At 72.6% G+C, this 25,937-nt stretch carries 16 protein-coding genes and 1 pseudogene; 10 read left to right on the forward strand and 7 right to left on the reverse strand.

Going from position 1 to position 25,937, the window contains the following annotated elements:
* Positions 1-15: 15 nt before the first annotated feature.
* On the reverse strand, positions 16-774 hold the full coding sequence (locus BZZ08_RS10605) for a hypothetical protein (protein ID WP_104631917.1): 759 nt from the start codon (positions 772-774) through the stop codon (positions 16-18).
* Between the two features lie 151 nt (positions 775-925).
* Here BZZ08_RS10605 and ggt point away from each other — a divergent pair, with 151 nt between their 5' ends.
* On the forward strand, positions 926-2,737 hold the full coding sequence (gene ggt / locus BZZ08_RS10610; protein WP_104631918.1) for a gamma-glutamyltransferase: 1,812 nt from the start codon (positions 926-928) through the stop codon (positions 2,735-2,737).
* Here the strand turns inward: ggt and BZZ08_RS10615 are convergent, their stop codons facing one another.
* Both BZZ08_RS10615 and map read right to left on the reverse strand, forming a co-directional pair.
* Positions 2,738-5,266 (reverse strand): ATP-dependent Clp protease ATP-binding subunit, encoded by a 2,529-nt coding sequence (locus BZZ08_RS10615; protein WP_104631919.1) that lies wholly within the window; start codon positions 5,264-5,266, stop codon positions 2,738-2,740. It lies immediately after the preceding gene.
* Positions 5,267-5,596: 330 nt separating this feature from the next.
* Positions 5,597-6,373 (reverse strand): type I methionyl aminopeptidase, encoded by a 777-nt coding sequence (map, locus tag BZZ08_RS10620; RefSeq protein ID WP_104631920.1) that lies wholly within the window; start codon positions 6,371-6,373, stop codon positions 5,597-5,599.
* Positions 6,374-6,473: 100 nt separating this feature from the next.
* Here map and BZZ08_RS10625 point away from each other — a divergent pair, with 100 nt between their 5' ends.
* From BZZ08_RS10625 to BZZ08_RS10660, 8 genes are all read left to right on the forward strand, one after another.
* Positions 6,474-6,725 carry a helix-turn-helix domain-containing protein gene (locus tag BZZ08_RS10625; RefSeq protein ID WP_007445836.1) on the forward strand — a complete coding sequence of 84 codons (252 nt, stop codon included), beginning with the start codon at positions 6,474-6,476 and terminating at the stop codon, positions 6,723-6,725.
* A 156-nt stretch (positions 6,726-6,881) separates the two neighbouring features.
* Positions 6,882-7,724 (forward strand): nitrilase-related carbon-nitrogen hydrolase, encoded by an 843-nt coding sequence (locus BZZ08_RS10630; RefSeq protein WP_104631921.1) that lies wholly within the window; start codon positions 6,882-6,884, stop codon positions 7,722-7,724.
* The gene (locus BZZ08_RS10635; RefSeq protein ID WP_104631922.1) at positions 7,721-9,004 is read left to right on the forward strand and encodes an aspartate aminotransferase family protein; all 1,284 of its coding nucleotides are present in this window, start codon (positions 7,721-7,723) and stop codon (positions 9,002-9,004) included. Before BZZ08_RS10630 ends, BZZ08_RS10635 begins: the two co-directional genes overlap by 4 nt.
* Positions 9,005-9,042: 38 nt before the next feature.
* Positions 9,043-10,668 carry a PucR family transcriptional regulator gene (locus tag BZZ08_RS10640; protein WP_104631923.1) on the forward strand — a complete coding sequence of 542 codons (1,626 nt, stop codon included), beginning with the start codon at positions 9,043-9,045 and terminating at the stop codon, positions 10,666-10,668.
* A gap of 123 nt (positions 10,669-10,791) precedes the next feature.
* On the forward strand, positions 10,792-11,634 hold the full coding sequence (locus tag BZZ08_RS10645; protein ID WP_104631924.1) for a nitrilase-related carbon-nitrogen hydrolase: 843 nt from the start codon (positions 10,792-10,794) through the stop codon (positions 11,632-11,634).
* Positions 11,635-11,668: 34 nt separating this feature from the next.
* Entirely contained in the window at positions 11,669-13,072 is a 1,404-nt protein-coding gene (gene hydA, locus BZZ08_RS10650; RefSeq protein ID WP_104631925.1) for a dihydropyrimidinase, read from the forward strand.
* 11 nt (positions 13,073-13,083) lie between these two features.
* On the forward strand, positions 13,084-14,106 hold the full coding sequence (locus tag BZZ08_RS10655) for a TIGR03842 family LLM class F420-dependent oxidoreductase (RefSeq protein WP_104631926.1): 1,023 nt from the start codon (positions 13,084-13,086) through the stop codon (positions 14,104-14,106).
* 110 nt (positions 14,107-14,216) lie between these two features.
* A complete protein-coding gene (locus BZZ08_RS10660; protein ID WP_198601399.1) occupies positions 14,217-15,767 on the forward strand; it encodes an NCS1 family nucleobase:cation symporter-1 in 1,551 nt (516 codons plus the stop codon).
* On the opposite strand, the gene BZZ08_RS10665 is transcribed toward BZZ08_RS10660, so the two are convergent.
* A complete protein-coding gene (locus tag BZZ08_RS10665) occupies positions 15,764-16,420 on the reverse strand; it encodes a hypothetical protein (RefSeq protein WP_104631928.1) in 657 nt (218 codons plus the stop codon). The two genes, BZZ08_RS10660 and BZZ08_RS10665, sit on opposite strands and share 4 nt — an antisense overlap.
* Before the next feature lie 150 nt (positions 16,421-16,570).
* Here BZZ08_RS10665 and BZZ08_RS10670 point away from each other — a divergent pair.
* Positions 16,571-16,792: pseudogene (locus tag BZZ08_RS10670) on the forward strand (response regulator transcription factor); the annotation flags it as partial.
* A gap of 34 nt (positions 16,793-16,826) precedes the next feature.
* Here BZZ08_RS10670 and BZZ08_RS10675 read toward each other — a convergent pair.
* The 3 genes from BZZ08_RS10675 to BZZ08_RS10685 all read right to left on the reverse strand — a co-directional run bounded on the left by BZZ08_RS10675 (position 16,827) and on the right by BZZ08_RS10685 (position 25,916).
* Positions 16,827-17,891 carry a lipoate--protein ligase family protein gene (locus tag BZZ08_RS10675; protein ID WP_104631929.1) on the reverse strand — a complete coding sequence of 355 codons (1,065 nt, stop codon included), beginning with the start codon at positions 17,889-17,891 and terminating at the stop codon, positions 16,827-16,829.
* A gap of 87 nt (positions 17,892-17,978) precedes the next feature.
* A complete protein-coding gene (locus BZZ08_RS10680; protein ID WP_198601400.1) occupies positions 17,979-18,947 on the reverse strand; it encodes a HAMP domain-containing sensor histidine kinase in 969 nt (322 codons plus the stop codon).
* Positions 18,948-19,007: 60 nt separating this feature from the next.
* Complete coding sequence (locus BZZ08_RS10685; protein WP_104631981.1) at positions 19,008-25,916, reverse strand: glycoside hydrolase domain-containing protein; 6,909 nt, start codon at positions 25,914-25,916, stop codon at positions 19,008-19,010.
* Between the last annotated feature and the right edge of the window lie 21 nt (positions 25,917-25,937).

Raw genomic sequence — 25,937 nt, forward strand, 5'->3', positions numbered from 1 at the left:
CGGCACGCCGCCCGGTCAGGCCCGGTGGGAGGTGCGGGAAGCCGGGGCCGGGGTCGGCAGGGGGCTGGTCGCCGCCCGGGTGACATCGCCGACCAACTCGACCACGTCCGGGCCGTACGCCTGCGAGTTGACCACCTTGAGCAGCAGCACGAAGGAGTCGTTGCCGTGCTTGCGGGCCAGCTTCTCGTGGTGCCGGGCGAGATAGCGGGTGGCGGCCTGGTTGGTGATGGCGCGCTGGCCGCAGAAGAGGAACGCGGGCCGGGCCTCGCGCCGGTCCCCGGCGGTCAGGCGGGCCAGCAGCACGTACTCCGTGACACCCGCCTCCAGCCGGTAGCGCTCGCCGCCGATCTGGAAGGCGCCCCGGTCCGGACCGGGCTCGGGGTCGACGTTCATCCGCACCCCGGGCAGCATCGCCGCCATGTGGGCGGCCATGCGCCGGTTGGAACCGGGGCCGCCCACGCAGAACTCCGTACGCTCGCCGAAGCCCTGGCCGACCATGTCCTGGGTGACCACCTGGGCGTGCGCGCCGCAGTCCTTGATCAGCGCGGAGAGCTCAAGCAGCGCGAAGACGTCGAAGCGGTGGACGGCCGGTTCGGAGGCGGCCGGGTCCCGGTTGACGACGAGCAGCGACTCGGAGCTGTCCGGCAGCCCGAAGAACGCCTGCTTGCGGCGGAGTTTCCGCTTCCACAGGTAGGTGCGGGCGAGCCAGCCCAGCGTGGCGCTGATGCCCGCCGCGACCACACCCAGGACGATGTTGCGTACGTCGTCAGTCATGGGCGCGCATGCTAGCGGGCGTCGGCGTACCTGTGTTCGACGGGCGGCGGGTGCGGGCGCACCACGCGCCCGACACGCGCTGCCCACGTGCTCCTGACGCGGCCATGACGATCAACTAAGCTGCCCGAACGGCCTTTCCCTGGAGGTGCGGATGCGTCGCCCTGTCGCACGGAATCTGACGGTCCTGGCGGTCTCGGCCGCTGTCGTGGTCTCGGTGGGGGCGGCCGCGCCACCCACGGCCCACAGCGGGCCCGCGGCCCCCAAGACCCCGGTCGCCGTCGGGTACGGCGGCGCGGTGTCCAGCGTCGACCGGGACGCCTCCGCCGCCGGCATCGAGGTGCTCCGCAAGGGCGGCAACGCCGTCGACGCCGCCGTGGCCACCGCCGCCGCGCTCGGCGTCACCGAGCCCTACTCGGCCGGGGTGGGAGGCGGCGGCTACTTCGTCTACTACGACGCCGGGTCCCGCACGGTGCGCACCATCGACGGCCGCGAGACCGCGCCACTCACCGCCGACGAGAAGCTCTTCACGGAGAACGGCGAGCCGCTCGCCTTCGCCGATGCCGTCACCAGCGGCCTGGCCGTCGGCACACCGGGCACCCCGGCCACCTGGCAGACCGCGCTCGACCGGTGGGGCAGCCGCACGCTGTCCTCCGTCCTGAAGCCCGCCGAGCGCCTGGCCCGCAACGGCTTCACCGTCGACGAGACCTTCCGCTCCCAGACCGCCTCCAACGAGCAGCGGTTCCGCTACTTCCCGGACACCGCCGACCTGTTCCTGCCGGGCGGCGAACTCCCCGTCGTGGGATCGACGTTCAGGAACCCGGACCTGGCGCGCACCTACCAGGAGCTGGCGCGCGAGGGCGTCGGCGCGATCTACCACGGCGAACTCGGCGAGGACATCGTCGATACCGTCAACAAGCCGCCCGTCGACCCGGACTCCGGCTGGAACGCCCGCCCCGGCGACCTGTCCGCCAAGGACCTCGCGGCCTACGCGGCCAAGCTCCAGCCGCCGACGAAGACCTCCTACCGCGGTCTGGACGTCTACTCCATCGCGCCCTCCTCCTCCGGCGGCACCACGGTCGGCGAGGCCCTCAACATCCTGGAGCGCACCGACCTCTCCGCCGCGGACAAGGCCGGCTACCTGCACCGCTACATCGAGGCCAGCCGCATCGCGTTCGCCGACCGCGGGCGCTGGGTCGGCGACCCCGCCTTCGAGGACGTACCGGCGAGGGAACTGCTCTCGCAGCGGTACGCCGATTCGCGCGAGTGCCTGATCAAGGACGACGCGGTGCTCACCAGCCCCCTCGCCCCCGGCGACCCGAGGCACCCGGCCTCCTGCGCGGGCGGCGGCACGCCCGCGCCGACCACGTACGAGGGCGAGAACACCACGCACCTCACGGTGGCCGACAAGTGGGGCAACGTCGTCGCCTACACGCTCACCATCGAGCAGACCGGCGGCAGCGGCATCACCGTGCCGGGGCGCGGCTTCCTGCTCAACAACGAGCTGACGGACTTCTCCTTCGCCCCGGCCAACCCGGCCGTCCACGACCCGAACCTGCCCGGACCCGGCAAGCGCCCGCGCTCCTCGATCGCTCCGACGATCGTCCTGGACCGGCACCACCGGCCGGTCGTGGCCCTCGGCTCACCCGGCGGCGCCACCATCATCACCACCGTGCTCCAGACCCTCACCGGCTTCCTCGACCGCGGACTCCCGCTCGTCGACGCGATCGCCGCCCCGCGCGCCAGCCAGCGCAACGCCGCCCAGACCGAGCTGGAACCCGGGCTCTACGACAGCGGCGTACGGGCACAACTGGAGGCCCTCGGGCACTCCTTCAAGCTCAACCCCGAGATCGGCGCGGCGACCGCCGTGCAGCGCCTGGCGAACGGCAAGTGGCTGGCCGCGGCCGAGAAGGTACGGCGCGGCGGCGGCTCCGCGATGGTCGTCGCGCCGGTGCGGGAGAGGTAGTCAGAGTTCGGGGACGGGCAGCTCGGGCGTCCGGAACGCCAGCCGCCCGTCCTCGACGTCGACCGTCACCCGGCCGCCCTCCGCGACCCGCCCGTCGAGCAGCAGCCGGGACAGCTCGTTGTCGACCTCGCGCTGGATGGTGCGGCGCAGCGGGCGGGCGCCGTACTCGGGCTGGTAGCCGCGCTCGGCGAGCCAGTCCACGGCCGCGTCGGTGAAGTCGACGGTGATGCCCTGCGCGTGCACCATGCGGCGGGTCTGCTCCAGGAGCAGGCTGGTGATCTGCCGCAGCTGCTCGCCGCTGAGCTGGCGGAAGACCACGATCTCGTCGACGCGGTTGAGGAACTCGGGCCGGAAGTGCTCCCGCAGCGGACGCAGCACCTGCTCGCGCCGCGCCTCCTCGTCCGCCTCCGCGCCGCCCGCGCCGAAGCCGATCCCGGCGCCGCGCCGGGTGATCACGTCCGAGCCCAGGTTGCTGGTCATCACGACGACCGTGTTGGAGAAGTCCACCGTCCGGCCCTGCGAGTCGGTCAGCCGCCCGTCGTCCAGGACCTGGAGCAGGATGTTGAAGACGTCCGGGTGCGCCTTCTCCACCTCGTCGAGCAGCAGCAGCGAGTACGGGTGCCGGCGCACCACCTCGGTCAGCTGACCGGCCTCCTCGTGCCCGACGTAGCCGGGCGGGGCGCCGACCAGGCGGCTGACCGTGTGGCGCTCCTGGTACTCGCTCATGTCGAGGCGGACCATCCGGTCCTCGCTGCCGAACAGTGCCTCGGCCAGCGCCCTGGCCAGCTCGGTCTTGCCGACGCCGGTCGGGCCGAGGAAGAGGAAGCTGCCGATGGGCCGGTCGGGACTGGACAGCCCGGCACGGGAGCGCAGCACGGCGTCGGAGACGACCCGTACGGCCTCGTCCTGGCCGACCACCCGCTCGTGCAGGTGGGACTCCAGACCCAGCAGCCGGTCCTTCTCCTCCTGGGTGAGGCTGCTGACCGGGATGCCGGTCTGCCGGGAGACCACCTCGGCGATGGACTCGGTCCCGACGACCAGGTTCAGGCCCTCGTCGGCCTCGCCGTCGCCGGTGGCCTCGGTGATCCGCTGCTTCAGCTCGACGATCCGGTCCCGCAGCTGCGTCGCCTGCTCGTACTGCTCGTCCGCGACCGCCTGGTCCTTGTCCCGGACCAGCTGGTCGACCTCGCGCTCCAGGGCCCGCACGTCGGTGCCCTTGGTGCGCGCCCGCAGCCGGACCCGGGCGCCCGCCTGGTCGATCAGGTCGATGGCCTTGTCGGGCAGCCGCCGGTCGGTGAGGTAGCGGTCGGACATCTCCACGGCCGCCACCAGCGCCTCGTCGGTGTAGCGGACCTGGTGGTGGGCCTCGTAGCGGTCGCGCAGCCCGCGCAGGATCTCGATCGCGTCGGCGGTGGTGGGCTCCGGCACCAGGATCGGCTGGAAGCGGCGGGCGAGGGCCGCGTCCTTCTCGATCCTGCGGTACTCCTCCAGCGTGGTGGCGCCCACGATGTGCAGCTCGCCGCGGGCCAGGGCCGGCTTGAGGATGTTCCCGGCGTCCATCGAGCCGCTCTCGCCGCCCCCGCCGGCGCCGACGACGGTGTGCAGCTCGTCGATGAAGATGATCAGCTCGTCGGAGTGGGCGCGGATCTCGCCCACGATGTTGTTCATCCGCTCCTCGAAGTCGCCCCGGTAGCGGGTGCCCGCGACCACGCCGGTCAGGTCCAGGGCGACCACGCGGCGCCCGATCAGCACGTCGGGCACGTCGCCGTCGGTGATGCGCTGCGCCAGACCCTCCACGATCGCGGTCTTGCCGACCCCGGCGTCACCGATCAGGACGGGGTTGTTCTTGCCGCGCCGGGAGAGCACCTCGACGGTCTGCTCGATCTCCCCCTCGCGCCCGATCACCGGGTCGATCCGGCCCTGCTGGGCCAGATCGGTGAGGTCGCGGCCGTACTTGTCGAGAGTGGGCGTGTTCGTGGTGCGGCTGCTCTCGGGACGGCCCTTCGCGGCGTCCGGCGTCTCGGTGGGCAGGTTCGAGGGCGCGAACCGGGCCGCGTTCAGGATGTGCCCGGCGGCCGAGTCCGGGTTGGCGGCCAGGGCGCTGAGCACGTGCTCGGGGCCGATGTACCCGGTGCCGGTGGAGCGGGCCAGCTCGTGCGCGTCGAGCAGGGCGCGCTTGACGGCCGGGGTGAGCGAGAGCGAGGTGGGCGGCGGGACCTCGCCCGGCGGGTGCTGCACCGGGCCGGTCCGCTCGTCGATCTGCGAGGCCAGCGAGTCGGGGTCGGCACCGGCCCGGCTGAGCAGCCCCCGGGTCGGCTCGGTGGCGAGCGCGGCCCGCAGCAGGTGCTCGGTGTCCAGGTCGCGGCTGCCGTGCTCGGCGGCGTACTGGGCGGCGCCGCGCACCAGCTCCCGGGCGGGCTGGCTGAGCAGCCGGCCGATGTCGATCTGCCGGGGCCTGGGCCCGCCGAAGAAGCGTGCCAGGAATTCCGCGAACGGGTCGCCCTCCGGGCCCATGTAGCCGCTGGTCATGGTGTACGGACCTCCGCTGCATCGCTGATCGACGTGCCGGGGCCGGGTAACCCGGCAGGCGTGCGGTCATGCCCAACATGACACGTTCCGTTCCGCCGGGCACGTCCGGAACCCGGCCGGAGCCCGGCCGGAAGCAGCACCCGCGACCCGTGACCCGGGCCGACCACCGGCTCGGGCCACGACCCGGCTCCCGGGCCCGGACCCCGGCCGGACTCTCGGTCCCGACCCGTTCCCGGCTCGCTTTCGACCCGGTCCCGTCCCGTTCCCGTCCCGCTCCCGACCCGGTCCCGACCCGGCCCCGGGCCGGCCCGGGACCCGTCGCCCCGTCTCTCAGAGGCCGTCCCTCGACGTCAGGACGCGTGGGCCGCTGTCCGTGATCGCCACGGTGTGCTCCACGTGCGCCGCCCGGGAGCCGTCGTTCGTGCGCAGGGTCCAGCCGTCGGGAGCCGCGTGGTAGTCGTCGCGACCGCCGGCGATCAGCATGGGCTCGATGGCGAGGACCATGCCGTGCCGCAGCGGGAGCCCGCGTCCCGGGCGGCCCTCGTTGGGCACCCCCGGGTCCTCGTGCATGTGCCGGCCGATGCCGTGGCCGCCGAAGTCCTCCATGATCCCGTAACCGGCCGACCGGCACACCGTGCCGATGGCGTGCGCGATGTCGCCGATGCGGTTGCCGACGACGGCCGCCCCGATGCCCGCATCCAGGGCCCGCTCCGCAGTCTCGATCAGCGTCACGTCGGCCGGGCGCGGGGTGCCCACCACGAAGCTGAGCGCCGAGTCGCCCGCCCAGCCGTCCAGGAGGGCGCCGCAGTCGATGGAGACCAGGTCCCCGTCGCGCAGCCGGTAGCCGTCCGGGATGCCGTGCACGATCGCGTCGTTCACCGACGCGCAGATGACGCCCGGGAAGGGCGTCGGAGCGAAGGAGGGGCGGTAGCCGAGGAACGGCGAGCCCGCGCCCGCCTCCCGCAGTACCTCGTGCGCCACCGCGTCCAGCTCCAGCAGGGACACGCCCACGTCAGCGGCCTGCCGTACGGCGGTCAGGGCGCGCGCGACGACCTGTCCGGCCGCGTGCATGGCGTCGATCGATGTGTCCGTCTTCAGTTCCACCATGCCAATTACTATACCGGTATTTTAATTGGGAACACGCGTGGGGGCGACGGATCGGCGGCGGGGTGGGACCGGTACGGGAAGCCGGTATTAGAATGACGACATGGTACGCACCCCTCTGACCCCCGAAGAGCGCGAGCGCGGCGAGCAGCTCGGGCGCCTGCTCCGCGCGGCCCGCGGCGAGCGGAGCATGACGGCGGTCGCCGCCCAGGCCGGCATCTCCGCCGAGACGCTGCGCAAGATCGAGACCGGCCGGGCGCCCACCCCGGCGTTCTTCACGGTGGCCGCGCTGGCCGGCGCGCTGGGGCTGTCCATGGACGAGCTGGTGGGCAGGTGCGCGCCCGTGCCGGCCTGAGGCGGCGGCACTCACCCACAGGAGTGCGAAACACGATCGACACCGCGCCTTGACGACGATGGTCTTGGCAAGCCCCTCCGGCCAGGCTTACGTTCGTCCCTCTACGGCCTGCTCTACGGGCGTAGAGGCTCTGACGTCGTGTCGAAGGAGCAGCTCATGGCCAACGTCGTACGTGCCGCTCTCGTCCAGGCCACCTGGACCGGCGACACCGAGTCCATGGTGGCGAAACACGAGGAGCACGCCCGGGAGGCCGCCCGGCGGGGCGCCAAGGTCATCGGGTTCCAGGAGGTGTTCAACGCCCCCTACTTCTGCCAGGTCCAGGACCCCGAGCACTACCGCTGGGCCGAGCCCGTGCCCGACGGCCCCACCGTCCGCCGCATGCAGGCGCTGGCCCGCGAGACCGGCATGGTCGTCGTCGTCCCCGTCTTCGAGGTCGAGCAGTCCGGCTTCTACTACAACACCGCGGCCGTGATCGACGCCGACGGCACCGTCCTCGGCACCTACCGCAAGCACCACATCCCGCAGGTCAAGGGCTTCTGGGAGAAGTTCTACTTCCGCCCCGGCAATCTCGGCTGGCCGGTCTTCGACACCGCCGTCGGCAAGGTCGGCGTCTACATCTGCTACGACCGCCACTTCCCGGAGGGCTGGCGCCAACTCGGCCTCGGCGGGGCCCAGCTGGTGTACAACCCGTCCGCCACCCACCGCGGCCTCTCCGCCCACCTGTGGCAGCTCGAACAGCCCGCCGCGGCCGTCGCCAACGAGTACTTCGTCGCCGCCATCAACCGGGTCGGCGTCGAGGAGTACGGCGACAACGACTTCTACGGCACGTCGTACTTCGTGGACCCGCGCGGCCAGTTCGTCGGCGACACGGCCAGCGACACCAAGGAGGAGCTGGTCGTCCGCGACCTGGACTTCGACCTCATCGACGAGGTCCGGCAGCAGTGGGCCTTCTACCGCGACCGCCGCCCCGACGCCTACGAGGGGCTGGTGCGGCCGTGACCCGTGACCTCTACGCCCGCCACCGCGCCGTCCTGCCCGACTGGCTCGCCCTCTACTACGAGGACCCGCTGGAGATCACCCACGGCGAGGGCCGGCACGTCTGGGACGCCGCCGGCAACAAGTACCTCGACTTCTTCGGCGGCATCCTCACCACGATGACCGCGCACGCCCTGCCCGAGGTCACCAAGGCCGTCGCCGAACAGGCCGGGCGGATCATCCACTCCTCGACCCTCTACCTCAACCGGCCGATGGTCGAACTGGCCGAACGCGTCGCCCAGCTGTCCGGCATCCCCGACGCCCGCGTCTTCTTCACCACCTCCGGCACCGAGGCCAACGACACCGCCCTGCTGCTCGCCACCGCGTACCGGCGCAGCAACACGATCCTGGCGATGCGCAACAGCTACCACGGCCGCTCCTTCAGCGCCGTCGGCATCACCGGCAACCGCGGCTGGTCCCCGACCTCCCTCTCCCCGCTCCAGACCCTCTACGTGCACGGCGGCGTCCGCACCCGCGGCCCCTACGCCCACCTGGACGACCGGGACTTCATCGACGCCTGCGTCGCCGACCTGGTGGACCTCCTCGGCCACACCCGCGCCCCCGCCGCGCTGATCGCCGAACCCGTCCAGGGCGTCGGCGGCTTCACCTCGCCGCCGGACGGCCTGTACGCCGCCTTCCGCGAGGTGCTGCACGAGCGGGGCATCCTGTGGATCGCCGACGAGGTGCAGACCGGCTGGGGCCGCACCGGCGAGCACTTCTGGGGCTGGCAGGCGCACGGGAGGAGCGGTCCGCCGGACATCGTCACCTTCGCCAAGGGCATCGGCAACGGCATGTCGATCGGCGGGGTCGTCGCCCGCGCCGAGATCATGAACTGCCTGGACGCCAACAGCATCTCCACCTTCGGCGGCACCCAGCTCACCATGGCCGCGGGCCTCGCCAACCTCAACCACCTCCTCGAACACGACCTCCAGGGCAACGCCCGGCGCGTCGGCGGCCTGCTCATCGAACGGCTGCGCGCCGCCGCCGCCCAGGTGCCGCACGTGCGCGAGGTGCGCGGACGCGGCCTGATGATCGGCGTCGAGCTGACCCGTCCCGGCACCGACGAGGCCGCCCCCGAGGCGGCGTCCACCGTGCTGGAGGCGGCCCGCGCCGACGGACTGCTCGTCGGCAAGGGCGGCGGCCACAGCACCAGCGTGCTGCGCGTCGCCCCGCCGATGTCCCTCACCGTCGCGGAGGCCGAGGAGGGCGCCGCGATCCTCGAACGCGCCCTGCGGAGCATCTGAGAACCGCGTTCCGCGTCCCGGGCCCAGGAGGCGCCGCCATGACCACCACCCCCGAGACCCCGGCCCGGCAGCCCCGGGAGCCCTGGGAGCCGGCTCTGTCGGTCCGTCAGGTGCTCGGCCTCGAACGGGTGCGGGCCGGACAGCCCGAGGTGGTGGCCGGTGCCCACCGGCTCGACCGGACGGTGCGCTGGGTGCACGTCGCCGAGGCCGCCGACGTCGGCGTGATGCTCAGCGGCGGCGAGATGGTCCTGACCACCGGCGTGCTCCTCGCCGGTGACGAGGACAAACAGGGCGAGTACATCCGCTCCCTGGACCGTGCCGAGGCCGCGGCCGTCGTGCTCGGCCTCGGCCGCGCCTTCCCCGCCCCGCCCGACGTGATGCGCAGGGCCGCCGAGCGCTGCGGGCTGCCCATGGTCGTCCTGCACCGGCCCTTCCCCTTCGCCGAACTCACCGAGGAGGTGCAGTCCCGGCTGCTGCGGCGCAAGTTCGCCGCCGTCAGCCTCTCCGAGGCGGTACGCACCGAACTGACCGGACTGATCACCGCCGGCGCCCCCGTGCAGCGCCTGCTCGACGAGGTGGCCCGGCACGCCGGCTGCCCGGTCGTCGTCACCAACCTCGCCCACCGCGTCCTCGCCACGGCGGGGGAGCGGGCGGCGGTCGACGACGTGCTGCGGGACTGGGAACGCATCGCCCGCCAGGCCGGTGCCGGGTCCGCCGACGGCTGGCTCCGCGCCGAACTGAGCTGCCGCGGGGAGCGCTGGGGGCGGCTGGTGCTGTGCGGCTACGGCGGGGACCGGGCCGCCGGACGGCTGCTCGCCGACCGCGCCGCCGAGGCCCTCGTCCTGCACCGCATGCTCGCCGGTGACGGGACCCACGGGTCCCAGGGTGCCGCGGCCGCGGGTTCCTGGGACTCCTGGGCGGAGCAGTCCGCGCGGAGCCTGTTCACCGACCTGGTCAGCGGGGCCGTACCGGCGCGGCAGCTGCTGCCCCGGGCGCGCGCCGCGGGGCTGCCGGTCAACCGGCGCGTCTTCGTTCCCCTCGTCGTCCGGGAGCGGGACCCCGCGCGGCCGGCCCGGGTGCTGCGGCGGCTCGGGCTGCCGGGGATCGCCGCCGGGCTCGCCGACGACCGCGTGGCCGTCCTGCTCAGCCTCGCCCCCGACCAGGACGCCCGCGCCCTGACCGCCCACTTCGCGACCCGGCTGCGTTCGGAGCCGGACTCCCGCCGCGCCGTGGTCGCCGCCGCCGACGCCCGCGGCGACTGGGCCGACGTACCGGCGGGACTGCGCGAGGCGCAGCACGTCGCCGACGCCGTCGCGGACTCCGCGACCGCCCTGGACCTGCCGCCCGTCGTACGCCTGCGCGACGTCCACCTGCGCGGCCTGGTGCGGCTGCTGCGCGACGACCCGCACGTGCAGTCCTTCGCCGAGCGGGAGCTGGACGGGCTGCTGCGCGGCCCCGACCAGGACCTGCTGCCCGTCCTGCGCACCTACCTGGCCACCGGCCGCAACAAGTCCCGCACCGCCCAGCTGCACCACGTCTCCCGGCCCGCGCTCTACCGCCGCCTCGAAGCCATACAGGGCCGCCTCGGCGTCGATCTCGACGACTTCGAGCAGGCCGCCTCCGTCCACATCGCGCTCCTCGCCCACGACGCGCAACAGGGGTGACACCGTGCAATGCCCGACCCCCGCAGACGTGACACCGTGCCACTCATTCCGGCCACCCGGCGTCCCTAGTCTCGCCGTACACCGAGCGCCACACCGAGCGATTCGAGCGAGTGGAGGCCGAAGATGAGCCGAGTGATCCGTGCCGCGCTCTTCCAGACCGCCTGGACGGGCGACAAGGAATCGATGATCCAGGTCCACGAGCAGGCGGTGCGCGACGCCGCCGCCCAGGGCGCACAGGTCATGTGCTTCCAGGAGCTGTTCTACGGACCGTACTTCTGCCAGGTCCAGGACCCCGAGTTCTACGCCTACGCCGAACGCGTCCCGGACGGCCCGACCGTGGAGCGCTTCCGGCGGCTCGCCCGCGAGCACGGCATCGTCCTGGTGCTCCCCATGTACGAGGAGGAGCAGCCCGGCGTCCTCTACAACACCGCCGCCGTCATCGACGCCGACGGCTCCTACCTCGGCAAGTACCGCAAGACGCACATCCCGCAGGTGCGCGGCTTCTGGGAGAAGTTCTACTTCCGCCCCGGCAACTCCGGCTGGCCGGTCTTCGACACCGCCGTCGGCAAGGTCGGCGTGTACATCTGCTACGACCGGCACTTCCCCGAGGGCTGGCGGGCGCTGGGCCTCGAAGGCGCCGAGATCGTCTTCAACCCGTCGGCCACCTCCCGCGGCCTGTCCGGCTACCTGTGGCAGCTGGAGCAGCCGGCGGCCGCCGTCGCCAACGAGTACTTCGTCGGCGCCATCAACCGGGTCGGCGTCGAGGAGTTGGGCGACAACGACTTCTACGGCACCTCGTACTTCGTCGACCCCGAGGCGCAGTTCGTCGGCGAGGTCGCGAGCGACAAGGAGACCGAACTCGTCGTCCGCGACCTCGACCTGGCCAAGCTGCGCGAGGTCCGCGACCGCTGGCAGTTCTACCGCGACCGCGCGCCGGGCACGTACTCCCCGCTGACCGCGCCCTGATCCGCCGGCGCCCCCGACAGGAGGGAACAGCAGCATGAGCAGCCGTACCGTCATCCGCGGCGGCCTCGTCGTCACCGCGTCCGACGAGATCCACGCCGACGTCCTGATCGAGGACGGCCGCGTCGCCGCCCTCGCCGCGACCGGCACCCCGGCCGCCGAGGCGTTCGGCGCCGAACGGGTGATCGACGCGAGCGGCAAGTACGTCATCCCGGGCGGCGTCGACGGGCACACCCACATGGAGATGCCCTTCGGCGGCACCTACGCCGCCGACACCTTCGAGACCGGCACCCGCGCCGCCGCCTGGGGCGGCACCACCACCATCGTCGACTTCGCCATCCAGAGCGTCGGACACTCCCTGCGCGAGGGTCTGGACGCCTGGCACGCCAAGGCCGAGGGCAACTGCGCGATCGACTACGGCTTCCACATGATCGTCTCCGACGTGAACCAGGAGACGCTCAAGGAGATGGACCTGCTCGTGGAGGAGGGGGTGACCTCCTTCAAGCAGTTCATGGCGTACCCCGGCGTCTTCTACTCCGACGACGGCCAGATCCTGCGCGCCATGCAGCGCGCCGCCGAGAACGGCGGCCTGATCATGATGCACGCCGAGAACGGCATCGCCATCGACGTCCTGGTCGAGCAGGCCCTCGCCCGCGGTGAGACCGACCCCCGCTTCCACGGCGAGGTCCGCAAGGCACTCCTGGAGGCCGAGGCCACCCACCGCGCCATCCGGCTCGCGCAGGTGGCGGGGGCGCCGCTGTACGTCGTGCACGTCTCGGCGACGGAGGCGGTCGCCGAGCTGACCCGGGCCCGCGACGAGGGCCTGCCCGTCTTCGGCGAGACCTGCCCCCAGTACCTGTTCCTGTCCACCGACAACCTCGCCGAGCCCGACTTCGAGGGCGCCAAGTACGTGTGCAGCACTCCGCTCAGGCCGAAGGAACACCAGGCGGCGCTGTGGCGGGGGCTGCGGACCAACGACCTCCAGGTGGTCTCCACCGACCACTGCCCCTTCTGCTTCAGCGGACAGAAGGAACTGGGCCGGGGCGACTTCTCCAAGATCCCCAACGGGATGCCGGGCGTCGAGAACCGCATGGACCTGCTCCACCAGGCCGTCGTCGACGGCCACATCAGCCGCCGCCGCTGGATCGAGATCGCCTGTGCCACCCCGGCCCGGATGTTCGGCCTGTACCCGAAGAAGGGCACCATCGCGCCCGGCGCGGACGCCGACATCGTCGTCTACGACCCGGGCGCCGAGCAGGTCGTCTCGGCCGAGACCCACCACATGAACGTCGACTACTCGGCGTACGAGGGCAAGCGGATCACCGGCCGGGTGGAGACCGTGCTCTCGCGCGGCGAACCGGTCGTCACCGAGCGGGAGTACACCGGGCGCAAGGGACACGGCGCCTACACCCCGCGCGCCACCTGTCAGTACCTGAACTAGGAGTGGTGCCCATGGACTTCGGACTCGTCCTGCAGACCGACCCGCCGGCCTCCCGCGTCGTGGACCTGATGAAACGGGCCGAGCACAACGGTTTCAGCCACGGCTGGACCTTCGACTCCGCCGTGCTGTGGCAGGAGCCGTTCGTGATCTACAGCCAGGTCCTGGCCCACACCAGCACGCTGAAGATCGGCCCGATGGTCACCAACCCGGGCACCCGCACCTGGGAGGTGACCGCCTCCACCTTCGCCACCCTCAACGACATGTTCGGCAACCGCACCGTCTGCGGCATCGGCCGCGGCGACTCCGCGATGCGGGTCGCCGGACGCAAGCCCAACACCCTCGCCCGCATCAGCGAAGCGATCAAGGTCATCCGCGCGCTGGGCAGGGGAGAGGAGGCCGACCTCGGCGGCGGCACCGTCGTCCGGTTCCCCTGGATCAAGCCGGGCGCCGAGGTCCCCGTCTGGATGGCCGCGTACGGTCCCAAGGCCCTGAAGATGACCGGCGAGGAGGCCGACGGCTTCATCCTCCAGCTCGCCGACCTCTACCTGACCGAGTACATGGTCAAGGCCGTCCGGGACGCCGCCGAGGCCGCCGGGCGCGACCCGTCCGAGGTGACGGTCTGCGTCGCCGCCCCCGCGTACGTCACCGCCGACGACTCGCCCGAGGCCCTCGCCCACGCGCGCGAGCAGTGCCGCTGGTTCGGCGGCATGGTCGGCAACCACGTCGCCGACCTGGTCGCCAAGTACGGCGCCCACACTGGGGCCGTGCCCGACGAACTCACCGACTACATCAAGGCCCGCGAGGGCTACGACTACGCCCACCACGGGCGCAGCGGCAATCCGGACACGCAGTTCGTGCCGGACGAGATCGTCGACCGGTTCTGCCTGATCGGACCGGTCGAGAAGCACATCGAGAAGCTGACCGCCCTGCGCGCCCTCGGCGTCGACCAGTTCGCGCTGTACGACATGCACGACGCGCAGGAAGCCGTGATCGACACCTACGGCACGAAGGTCATCCCGGCCGTCAACGCCTGACCCGTCCGGGCCCGCCCCGCGCTCGGGGGCGGGCCCCAGGGCGCACCCGCGCACCCCCCTCGGCACCGCCCGCACGGCCTCTCCCGTCCCACCGCATGATTGGCCTGCCCATGACCGACACCGCGCCCACGGCCATACCGCCGTCCGCCCAAGTCACCCTCACCGACGGGCGCGTGGAGCTCGCCCCGGGCTCCCCGCCGCCGAGCGGTCCCTACGCCAACGAAGACCTGCTGCCCGTCCCCGTCGAGGGGCGCACCTGGACCACGTACAACTTCTCCGCCCTGTGGGTCGGCATGGCCCACAACACGGCCTCCTGGACCCTCGCCTCCGGTCTCATCGCGGTCGGCATGGACTGGAAGCAGGCGGTGTTCACCATCGCCCTGGCCAACCTGATCGTCCTCGCGCCCATGCTGCTCACCGGGCACGCCGGACCCAAGTACGGCATCCCCTTCCCGGTGTTCGCCCGCGCCTCCTTCGGTATCCGGGGCGCCAATCTCCCCGCCGTCGTACGGGCGTTGGTGGCGTGCGGCTGGTTCGGCATCCAGACCTGGATCGGCGGGGAGGCGATCTACTTCCTGGCCGGCAAGCTGATCGGCGACGGCTGGACGGGCGCCGCGACGGTCGGCGGCCACGCCTGGACGATGTGGCTGTCGTTCGCGATCTTCTGGGTGCTCCAGGTCGCCATCATCTACCGGGGCATGGAGACCATCCGCCGCTTCGAGAACTGGGCGGCGCCCTTCGTCCTCGTCGGCGCCTTCGTGATGCTGTGGTGGATGGCCGACAAGGCGGGCGGCTTCGGCCCCCTGTTCGACCAGCCCTCGAAGCTGGGCTGGGGCGGCGACTTCTGGAAGCTGTTCTGGCCCTCCCTGATGGGCATGATCGGCTTCTGGTCCACGCTGTCCCTCAACATCCCCGACTTCACCCGCTACGGGAAGAGCCAGAAGGCCCAGACCCGCGGCCAAGCCCTCGGCCTGCCGACGACGATGACCCTGTTCGCCTTCCTCTCCGTCATGGTCACCTCCGGCTCCCAGGCCGTGTACGGCGAGCCGATCTGGGACCCGGTGCAGCTCGCCGCGAAGACGGACAACGTGGTGGGCCTGCTCTTCGCCCTCGTCACCGTCCTGGTGGCGACCCTCTCCGTGAACATCGCGGCCAACCTGGTCTCACCGGCCTTCGACTTCTCCAACGTCGCACCGCGCAAGGTGAGTTTCCGGGCGGGCGCGCTCATCACGTCCGTCCTGGCCGTGCTGATCTTCCCCTGGAAGCTGTACTCCGACCCGCAGGGCTACATCTTCACCTGGCTCGGCCTGGTCGGCGGCCTGCTCGGCACGGTGGCCGGCATCCTCATCGCCGACTACTGGATCCTGCGCCGCGCCCGGCTGCACCTCGTCGACCTGTACCGCAGGGGCGGCCGCTACTGGTACGGCGGCGGCTGGAACTGGCGCGCGGTGCTCGCCTTCGCCGTCGGCGGCGTCCTGGCCGTCGGCGGCGCCGACTTCCACCCCCTGGTCGACGGCCGCCCCGTACCGTTCCTCGAACCACTGGCCGACTACGGCTGGGCGGTGGGCCTGGGCACGTCCCTCGCCCTCTACCTGGCCCTGATGCTGCTGCCCGCCACACGGCCGAAGGCCGAGATCACCGGCCCCACCGCTCAGCCCTAGCCGTCCTGCAAGGCGGCCACGGCCTCCTTGGCCGCCTTGATGGCGCCCTTGTTGATCTCGGTCGTGCCGGGGGCCTTCTTCGACTCGAAGTCGCTGCCGTTGTAGGTGATCATCACCAGGGCGTTGGCCGCGCGGACCAGAACCGTGCCCTCGCGGGTCTGCTGCTTGTCCTCGGTGGTGAGATTCACGACCGAGTAGGCGCTGTCGCCGAGGCCCGGGACGGCGCCGCCGCCGCCGCGGTCGGCGACCCGCTCCTTGTACGACTTCTGCGCCGCCTCGTCCGTCTGCATCACCTCGAAGGAGACGTCGAGCCAGCGGTAGTCGTAGCCCTTGAGCGCGTTCCAGGAACAGGTGCGGCGCACCTCGGTGTCCGTGGACGGGATCTCCTTGCCGGCCGCCTTGGCGCCCGGCACCAGCGAGGTGACCGTCTTGCCGGCCACGGCCTCGCACGGCGCCGGTGCGGTGGCGTACGTCTTCGTCGCCGCCCGGGTCGCCGGTGCGGACGCCGAGCGGTTCGTGGTGTCGGGCGGCGTCTTGTCCTTCGCGGCCGGTGAGGTGTCCGGCCCGGAGGACAGCGCCCAGCCCGCCGTGGCGAGCACGGCGACCGGCGCCAGACGGGCGGTCAGGGCGAGCGGCAGGGGAAGAGAACGCACGGCGCACTTCTCGTGGGGGACGGTGCGGAGGGTGCCCGCACAGCGGACGGGACGCCAGTGTCACACGAGTCCCCGTGGGGCGGAAGGCCGAACTCGGTGCGTGCCCGCCCGGTGACGCAGACGAACGGCGGCCGTCAGCGCCGTAGGGGCCGGGCCACCGCACCCGGCCTGGACTCCCTCACCCGCCGGGAACGCGAGGCCACCGCGCTCGCCGCGCGCGGCCTGAGCAACGAGGAGATCGCCGCCCACCTGGTGATCAGCCCGCTGACCGCCAAGACGCACATCAGCCGCGCGATGACCAGGCTGGGCGCCCGCGACCGCGCCCAACTCGTGGTGTTCGCCTACGAGTCGGGCCTGGTCGCGGCGCGCGGCACGGCCTGGCGCACGCGGGTGGCCGCGGCGGGCCTCACGGCACCCGGGCGGTCCACTCGGGGGAGGAGAACTTCGCGCGGGCCAACTCCCGGGCCCGGGCCAGCTCCTCGTCCGTCACCTTGCCCTGGGTCAGCCCGTACCGGCCGCCGAAGGAGGAGATCATCCGCTCGATCACGGCCTCGCGGGCCAGCCCGGTCTGCCGGCGCAGCGGGTCCACCCGCTTCTTCGCGGACTTCGTGCCCTTGTCGGACATCTTCTCCCGCCCGATCCGCAGCACCTGGAGCATCTTGTCCGCGTCGATGTCGTACGACATGGTCACGTGGTGCAGTACGGCGCCGGGGCCGCCCCCGGGTCCCACCACGCGCTTCTGGGCGGCGCCCGCGATCTTGCCCTGGTCGGTGGCGATGTCGTTCAGCGGCTGGTACCAGGCGCGGATGCCCATCTCGCCGAGCGCGCCGAGCACCCAGTCGTCGAGGTAGGCGTAGCTGTCCTGGAAGGAGAGGCCCTGCACCAGCGCCTCCGGCACGGACAGGGAGTAGGTGATCGTGTTGCCGGGCTCCACGAACATCGCGCCGCCGCCGGAGACGCGGCGCACCACCTCGATGCCGTGCCGGGCGGCGCCCTCGGGGTCCACCTCGTTGCGCAGCGACTGGAAACTGCCGATGATCACCGCCGGGGCGCCCCACTCCCACACCCTGAGGGTCGGCGGACGCCGGCCCGCGGCGACCTCGGCGGTCAGCACCTCGTCGAGGGCCATGTGCAGCGCGGGGGACTGCGGGCCCTCGTGGATGAGCTGCCAGTCGTAGTCCGTCCAGTCCGTGGCGTGCGCCAGCGCGCGGCGCACGGCGATGCCGACGCCCTCCGAGGTCAGCCCGTACATGACGGTGCCCTCGGGCACGGCCGCGTCGATCCGCGCGGCGAGTCCCGCCGCGTCGGTGTCCGCCGGGGCGCCCTCCAGCGCGCGGTTCACGGCGTCCAGCGCCTCGTCCGGTTCCAGGAAGAAGTCGCCCGCCACGCGCACGTGCCGCAGCACGCCCTTCTCGGCCTCCACGTCCACGACGACCAGCTTGCCGCCGGGGATCTTGTATTCACCGTGCACCGTTCCGCCTCCGTTCCGCATCCGGGGACAACAGTGCGCCCGGTCGGAGTGTCCCCGCCCCGCCCCGCCCCGCGCCGGTCCGGGCGGTCACCCGACCCGGTCGGCCACCCGGTCCCCGACGGGCACGGTCAGCCGCACCTCGGTGCCGCCCCCGCGCGCGGGACCGACCACGAGGTCGGCGCCGATCAGCAGGGCGCGCTCGCGCATGCCGCGGATGCCTGCCCCCTCGGCGGCCCCACCGGAGCCGTCGAAGCCCCGGCCGTCGTCGCGCACCCGCAGCTCCACGGCGTCGCCCGCCCGCGCCAGGGTGAGCACCACCAGGCGGGCGCCGGAGTGCCGGGCCGCGTTGGTGAGACCCTCCTGGGCGACCCGGTAGAGCACCAGGTCGGCGTTGTCGCCGAGGGCGGGCAGACCGGGGGCGATCTCGTGGCGCACGGTCAGCGACGGCCCGGTGAACTCGTCCGACAGCGACCTCAGGGCGCTGGTCAGACCCAGCTCCTCCAGGACCCCCGGCAGCAGGCGGCGGGCGATGCGGCGGATCTCGTCCAGGCTGGCCCGGGTCGTCTCCTGCACCTGCGAGAGCTGCTCACGCACCGGGCCGGGCGCCTGGTCCGCGACCCGCTTGAGGTCCAGCAGCACGGCGGCGAGGGTCTGCCCCACCTCGTCGTACAGCTCCTGGGCGACCCGGTGGCGTTCCGACTCCTGCGCGCTCAGCGTGCGGGCGGCGCTCAGCGCGCGCTCGGCCTCCAGCCGGTCGAGCATGGTGTTGAAGGTGGTGATCAGCGCGGCGATCTCGCCGTCGCCGTCGGCCTTCGGGCGGACCCGGGGCCGCAGCAGGTCGGTCGTGGCCATGGCGTGCGCGAGCCGGCGCAGCGGCCCGAGACCGATCCTCAGCAGCAGGACGTTGGCGACCAGGATCACCACCAGCCCCACCGTGAGGATCGCGGCCTCGGTGAGCAGGACGGGCGTCGACACGGTGACCGGTCCCAGCAGCAACGCGGTCGCGGCGATCAGCACCACCGAGTTGAACAGCGAGATTCTCCAGAACAAGGACACCGCAGCAGCGTCGACGACGCACGGCACCCGGTCCATCGGGTCCGGCACCCATTTCGTCCGTCACGCACCCCCACCCCGTGCCGCCGCCCACTCCCGGGCGGGCGACCAGAGCCCGCTTCCGCCCGCGCCGCCGTCGCCGCCGACGGCGCCCCGGCCACTGGACGCGGCCCACCAGGGGGGACGGTGGTCCGGCGTCCGCCGGAAGCCGACCGTGTAGGTCCGGGTGTACGCGCCGTTGGCCGAGGTCACCGTGATGGTGCGGGTGGTCAGGCGGGACCGGGACGACGAGACGGTGGCACTGCCGTCGGTGACCTTCACCCGCGCACCGGACTGGGCCGGCACGGCACCCACCGCGGGGATCCTGCCGTGCTCCGGCCAGTCCACCACGTAGGTGCTCACCGCCGGGTCGAACCCGTCGAGCGCGACGCCGCCCACGGTGAGCGCGGAGGCGTCGGCCACACTGGCCCTCGTGGCGTCCGGGAAGTTGGTCACCGTGACCGACCCGTCGGCGTTCACCTCCACGTCCGCCGCCATCGCCGCCGCCAGGTTGATCCGTTGCCAGCCCGGTCCGCCGGACGCGGTGAGGTCGAGCGGGTACCCGGAGTCCGTCGCGGTCTGCTCCAGGACCTGGGTGCGCTGCTCGGCGGTGAGGTCCGGGAAGGCGGTGATCAGCAGGGCCGCCGCGTCGGCCGGCGCGTCGAGGGCCTGCCCGGCCTCGCCGGTCCGCGAGAACCCGTAGGTCAGGCGCCGCGTGTACAGGTCCACGTCCTGCGCGGTGCTCAGCCCGGCGTACGGGTCGCCCGCGCAGGCCGTGAGGGTGTCGCCGTAGCCCTCCTCCGCGCACCGCGCGAGCAGCACGTTCTCGATCTCGGTGTGGGCCTGCCGCAGCAGCTTCTCGAACGCGGGGTCCGCCCAGCGGTGCGCCACGGTGGCCTGCGCGGTGACGCGGCCGCCCATGACGTCGAGCGGGTAGTGGAACCCGAGGACGATCCGGTTGTCCCCGTACTCGGAGGTGCGCGCGAGGATCGAGGGTGCCAGGTCGGGCAGCAGCGTGGCGAGGACGGTCCCGGCCGCGTAGCCGCCGTAGGTGTGGCCGCTCGGGTAGGAGCCCTGTCCGGCGAGGCCGCTGTACGAGCTGTCCTGCGACTCGTAGATCGCGCCGCCGTCCCCGGCGAAGCCGAGCCGCACGTACGGGCGCGGGTACTGGTAGTGGTTCTTCGCCGCGTCGTGGGTGTCGAGGTTCTCGGTGACGCGGGAGAACAGGGCGCTGGTCTTGGGGAGTTCGCCGTCCTTCAGTGCTTCGCCGTACAGCGGGCCGAGCCGGGAGCCGAGGCCGTCGGCCATCGTGACGGTGGCGCTGTTCGACGCGTCCACCTCGGCCCGGTCCACCTGCTGCCGCGTCGCCGCGTTGTTGACGGCGACGGTGACCGTGTCGTTCTCCGCGGTGGGCGAAGTGCCCTCGCCCAGCTTCTCGTCGCTGCCGAGGGTGCCGGGGCCCAGGTCGTCGAAGCCGCTGAGGAGCTGGTTGAAGTAGTCGCTCCCGTCGCCGGTCGCGGGCCACGAGTCCGACGGGTAGGCGGCGTCGAGCACGTCGTGCGGGAAGGGGGACGGCTCGTAGTCCGCCGGGTCGGAGGCGGTGGCGGCCGTGGTCGCCGCCGCCGTGCCGGGGTCGTCGGAGCTGCCGGCCAGGGTCACCGCGGTCACGGTGGCGGTGTGGGCCTTCGCCGCCCCGCCCCCGGCCGTGAGCAGTGCGGTGCCGGTGGTGCCGGACACGTGCGCCGTGGTTCCGTCGTCCAGGGTCACGGTGTAGCCGACGACCGGGAAGCCGCCGTCGCCGGCGGCCCGCCAGCTCACCCTGACCCGCTTGCCGTCGGTGACCACGCCCGTGACGGCCGGCGCCTGGGGCTTGTTGTCGCCCGTGACCGCGGGCTGCGTCGCCGCGCTCCAGGGGGAGTCGCCGAGGGCGTTCACCGCCCGGACCCGCGCCGTGTACGACGTGCCGTCCTTCAGCCGGGTGAACACCGTGCTCCGGCTGTCCGGATCGGCGATCTCCACCTGGTGGCCGCCGCTGAGCGTGATCTCGTAGCCGGTGACCGGCGAACCGCCGTCGTCCCCGGGCGCGGACCAGGTGACCTTCACGCCGGTTCCGGACGCGGTCGCGGACACCGCGCCGGGCGCGGCCGGCACCGTCCTGCGCTTCGTGGTGAGGGCGGACCTGGCGCGGTCGAGGGCCGTGTACCTCTCGCCGAGGGTGCGGTCCGTGGCCGAGTCGTCCGCCAGCGCCGTCCTCGCCGCGGTGAGCGCCGTGGTGAACGCACTCCACGAGGCGTCCGTGTAGCGCTCGTCGGCGAGGGACGAGGCGGTGTCGACCAGGTTCTCCAGCCTGAGTCTCGGCAGCGGCACCAGCTGCTTGGCGGCCAGGGTCAGACTCCGGGTCCGCAGGTCCACCTCCAGCTGCGTGGCGTCCTCGGCGCCGAGGAGGTCGCGGGCGGCGGAGAGTTCACGCCGGAACACCCCGAAGTCGATCGTCCCGTACCGGTCCGCGTCCTCGGACAGGCCCTCGTACTGGCCGATCGCCTTCCGCAGCGCGGACAGGTCCGTCTCCGCCGGCGCCTCGACGTGGGCGAAGGCGACCTGGCCGAGGTTGGCGACGTACGGGTGCGCGGAGTCGGCGTGCGTCGTCAGCCGCAGGTGCACGGCGTGTGTGCCGGTGATGCCCTTCGGCAGGGTCACACTGGTCGTGCCGCCCGACGACCACGCGCTGCCGGTGACCGGCAGCGGGACGGTCGCGTACGGCGTACCGGGGGCGTCCGCGTCGAAGGAGCCCAGGTACAGCTGGACGGCGGAACCGGTGCCGCAGCGGGCGGAGTTGTTGACGTAGGTGAGGGTGACGGTGTTCTTGGGGGAGTCGCCGAAGTCGATGTCGCCGTAGTCCAGCCACGCGCCGTCGTAGGTGCCGCCGAGGCTGGTGGCGGCGCCCGCGTCGCTCCAGGTGGCCGGCTCGCTCTTGAGGCCGCCGCCGCTGTTCGCCTCGAACGCCGTGGCGTCGAACACCACCGGGGCGTCCGCCTCCCGCGTCAGAGTGAGCGCGTACACGTTGGCGACGTAGGGCTGCGCGTCGGTCTGGGTGCCGGAGACGAAGACGGCGAACACGTCCTGGGAGCCGTCGAAGGTGTCCGGATCGACCCGCACGCTCGTGGTCGCGACGGTTCCCCAGCCCGAGCCGGTGTAGTCGAGGGGGATGGCGGCGGCCGCCGGGCCGTCCTTCGCGCCCAGGCGCAGTTCGATGTGCGAGTCCGACGCGGCGCGGGACCGGGGCTTGTCGTAACGGACGGTGACGGTGTCGGCGCCGGCACCGAGGCCGGTGTCCCGCCACTCGGCCCACGCGCCGTTCGTGACGTTCTCGAAGACACCGCCCGAGAGCTTCAGCGGGAGCAAACCGCCCCCGGTCGCGGTGGCGTTGGCGGTGGTGAGCGTGGCGAGTGTGGTGACCGGGGAGGCCGACGGGGCGGCTTGCGGCGAGAACCGGTACCAGTCGAAGTTCGACACCCACTGCCGCCCCGACGGGGCGTGGAAGACGAACGTCGCGCTCGACGCGTCCAGCAGGGCGTCCGGGTCGGTGACGGCCGCCTGGACGGTGGTGTAGTACTGCCAGCCGCCGGTCCCGGGGAGGGAGACGGTGGCGACGACGGGGCCGTCGGCGTCCCCGGCGTGGATGTCGACGCTGCTCGGTTCCGAGGTCGGGGCCTGGGAGTTGGCGTAGCGCACCGAGACGCTCCGCGGGGCGACGCCGCCGAAGTCGAGGCGCGTGTACTGCTCCCAGGCGCCCTCGGTGACGCCGCCGAGGTCGCCGTCCGAGTAGTACGCCTCCTTCACGAGGCTGGGGCCCTCCATCCGGTCGGGGTCCTCGGCCTGGAGGACGGCGTAACCGCCCTCGTCCAGGGTGAGGGCGTCGATCGCGGACCGCAGCGCGTCGTGCGCGGCCATCAGCGTGCCGGTCGGGGAGGCGGGGTCCGCGAGGACGGTCCGCGCGCGTTCCAGCGCCGCCCGGAAGACGCCGTAGGAGCCGTCGGAGTAGTTGCCCTCGCGCACCAGGGACGCCTCGTCGGCCAGGGCGGCGAGGTTCTTCCGGTGCACCGGCGCGGCCGAGACGACCAGCGGGTCGGTCACGGACACGCCGGTTCCGGTGACCGTGGAGGCCGGGATGCCGTGCGGGAAGGCCCGGTCGCGGAAGGTGATGCCGAACCGCGCGTCGGTCGCGGTGGTGCCGGTGAGCCTCAGCGAGGCGGTGCGCCTGCCGGTGACCCTGAGATCGGCCCGCACGCCGTCCGGGAGGCCGGTGACGTCCGCCGCGCCGGTCCCGGTGAGGCTGGTCCCCTTCCGCGCGGCGAACGACGCCCTGCCGGACAGGCGGAGTCCGATGCTCGCGTCCACGGTGCCGTCCGCGGCCGTGTCCACGGTCTCCGGGCGGGCGGAGACGACGGTCGTGCCCTTGCCGGGCGCGGAGTCGTCACCGTCGTCGCCCCGGTCGGTGTTCAGCGAGTACGCGGGCTCGGTGCGCGAACCCCAGGACGACGGCGCGGAGCCCATGTCGAACTCCAGGGTGCCGCCGGCGACGAGCTGCGAGTAGTCGAGCCACGTGTTCGAGAACCGCTTGCCGTTCAGCGTCGCGCGCTGCACGTAGTAGTCGGTCGGCGAGACGCCGTGGGCGTTCACCGTGAAGGTGGCGCCGCCCGCGTAACGGATCGTCGTCGAGTCGAAGAACGGGGTGCCGATCTGGAACTGGCTGGAGCCCGCGGTCACCGGGAACAGCCCGAGGGCGGCGGCGACGAACATGGTCGACATGGTTCCGGCGTCGTTGTCCATGGTCGGCAGGAAGCCGTCCGGGGCCGGTTCGTAGACCTTGGTCTTCACCGGTGGCCTGAACTCGCCGCCGGAGCTGGGCGCTTCGTTCGTGGAGCCCGTCGCGATGTACCGGTTCCAGGTCTCACCGGTGTAGATGGCGCGGACCCACTTCTGCGTCAGGCTCGGCTCGCCGACGTAGTTGAAGAGGTAGGGGGCCTGGAGGTCGATCTCGTTGGCGTTGGAGTGCAGCATGGCCGAGCCGTCGTCGGCGTCGGAGTCCTCGCCGAACATGTGCCGGATCGCGGCCCGGCCCGCCTTCTCACCGCCCATGGCCTCGATGAGCCCGCCCATGTCGTACGCGTCGTACCAGTGGTACTGCCAGAGGGTGCCCTGGTAGAGCCCGGCCTCCTCGAACTTCTCGTAGTCGACGCCCTGCCAGTCGCCCGCGCCGTCGCGCGGGGTGAGCAGACCGACCTCGGTGCCGTCGGCCGCGGTCCAGGCGCCGGGCTTGACCAGGTGGTCGATCGCCATGGTCGCCTGCTCGCGCAGCTTCTTCGCGTCCGCGTCCTCGCCGAGCGCGTCGGCGATGACGGACAGTGCCCACTGGTCGTAGCCGCGCTGCACCGTCGTACCGGGGTCACCGGCGATGTAGCCCTGCCGCAGCTGTGTCCCGGTGTAGTACCCGGTGTACGACTTCAGCGCCGGGTACGCCTCGTCGAGGCGGTCGAAGTCCTTGAACCCCTTCGACAGCGCGTCGGCGATCACCACCGCCGAACGCTCCCAGCGCACGGTCGGCACCGAGTGGGTGAGGCTGCCCGGGCTCTTGCCCGCGGCGTGCGCGTCGGCGAAGAGGATGACGGCGGACTGCACCATGTCCCGGTAGGTCACCGGGTCGATGTACGCCTCGACCGAGTACTTGCGGAAGTCGTCCCAGGTGGACCAGCCGTCGTAGTACGTGAAGCCGTTCGCCTGGTGCACCGCGCCGTCGACGCCGCGATAGGTGCCGCTGGTGCTGGTGGCGTTCACCGGCAGCGCGTACATGCGGTACAGGTGCGTGTAGAACTGTTCGGTGAGTGTCGAGTCGGGGTCGGCCTTCTTCGAGGCCCTCACCGCGACGGCGCCGAGCGTGCGGTTCCAGTCCGCCCTGGTCTGCGCGCGCACGTCCGCGAAGTCGCGGCCCGCCACCTCCTTGTGCTGGTCGGTCGCGGCCTGTTCGGCGCTGATCGGCGACAGCGTGACGCGCAGCTCGATGTCGGCGCCGTCGGCCTCGTCGAACCCGAGCACGGCGCCGGTGTCGGTGCCGTCCCGCGCGGTCGCGTCGCTCAGCTCGCCGTCGTCGCCCCAACTGCGCAGCGAGGTCACGGGCACGTTCGTGGTGGCGTAGTAGTACAGGCGGTACGAGGCGCCGTTGAAGGACCCGGCGACGAGCCCGCTGATCGCGGTGGTGCCGTCCTTCAGCTCGGTCGCGTCCAGGGTCGCGCGGGTGCGGCTGGTGAAGTTGTTGGCCAGGTCGAGGACGAGCTGGGGCCGCGAACCGGCGGGGAAGCGGTACTTCTCGAGCGCCGTGCGCGTCGTGGCGGTCATCTCGGCGTCGATGGTCCCGGCGGGGGACCCGAGGCCCACCCGGTAGGAGCCGGGCGACGCGGACTCGTCGTCGTGGCTGTAGGGGTGGGCGTACGTGCTCGTGGCCGGGCGCTCGTCGTACTGCTCCGAGGTCGGGACGACCAGCAGGTCGCCGCCGCCGCCCGAACCGCCCACGCCGTCCAGGTTCGTGGCGGTGAACCCGGCGATGTGGTCCTCGTGGTAGTCGTACCCCGAGTGGTTGCGGCCCGGGGTCGTCATCGGGTTGACCTTCGCCAGGCTGTGCGGTGCCTGGGCGCCGGGGAGGTCGTTGCCGTCGTCGCCCGCGGTGGACACGAACGGGTCGACGAGCTTCGTGTAGTCCGTCCCGCCGGACGCCGCGTCGGCCGAGGAGGCGGCCTCGGCGACGGGTACGGCGACGGCACTGCCGCCGCCCGTCAGCGCGGCCAGGCCGAGCGCCCCGGCGAGTACCGCCGCGACCGTGGTCCGCAGGGCCCGGGGCCGGGACGGCCGTATCGGCGGTCTCTTGGATCTGTCAGGCATGACGAGCACGGACCCTCTCCC

This window comes from Streptomyces sp. MH60, assembly GCF_002939385.1.
In the GTDB taxonomy this organism is placed as follows: domain Bacteria; phylum Actinomycetota; class Actinomycetes; order Streptomycetales; family Streptomycetaceae; genus Streptomyces.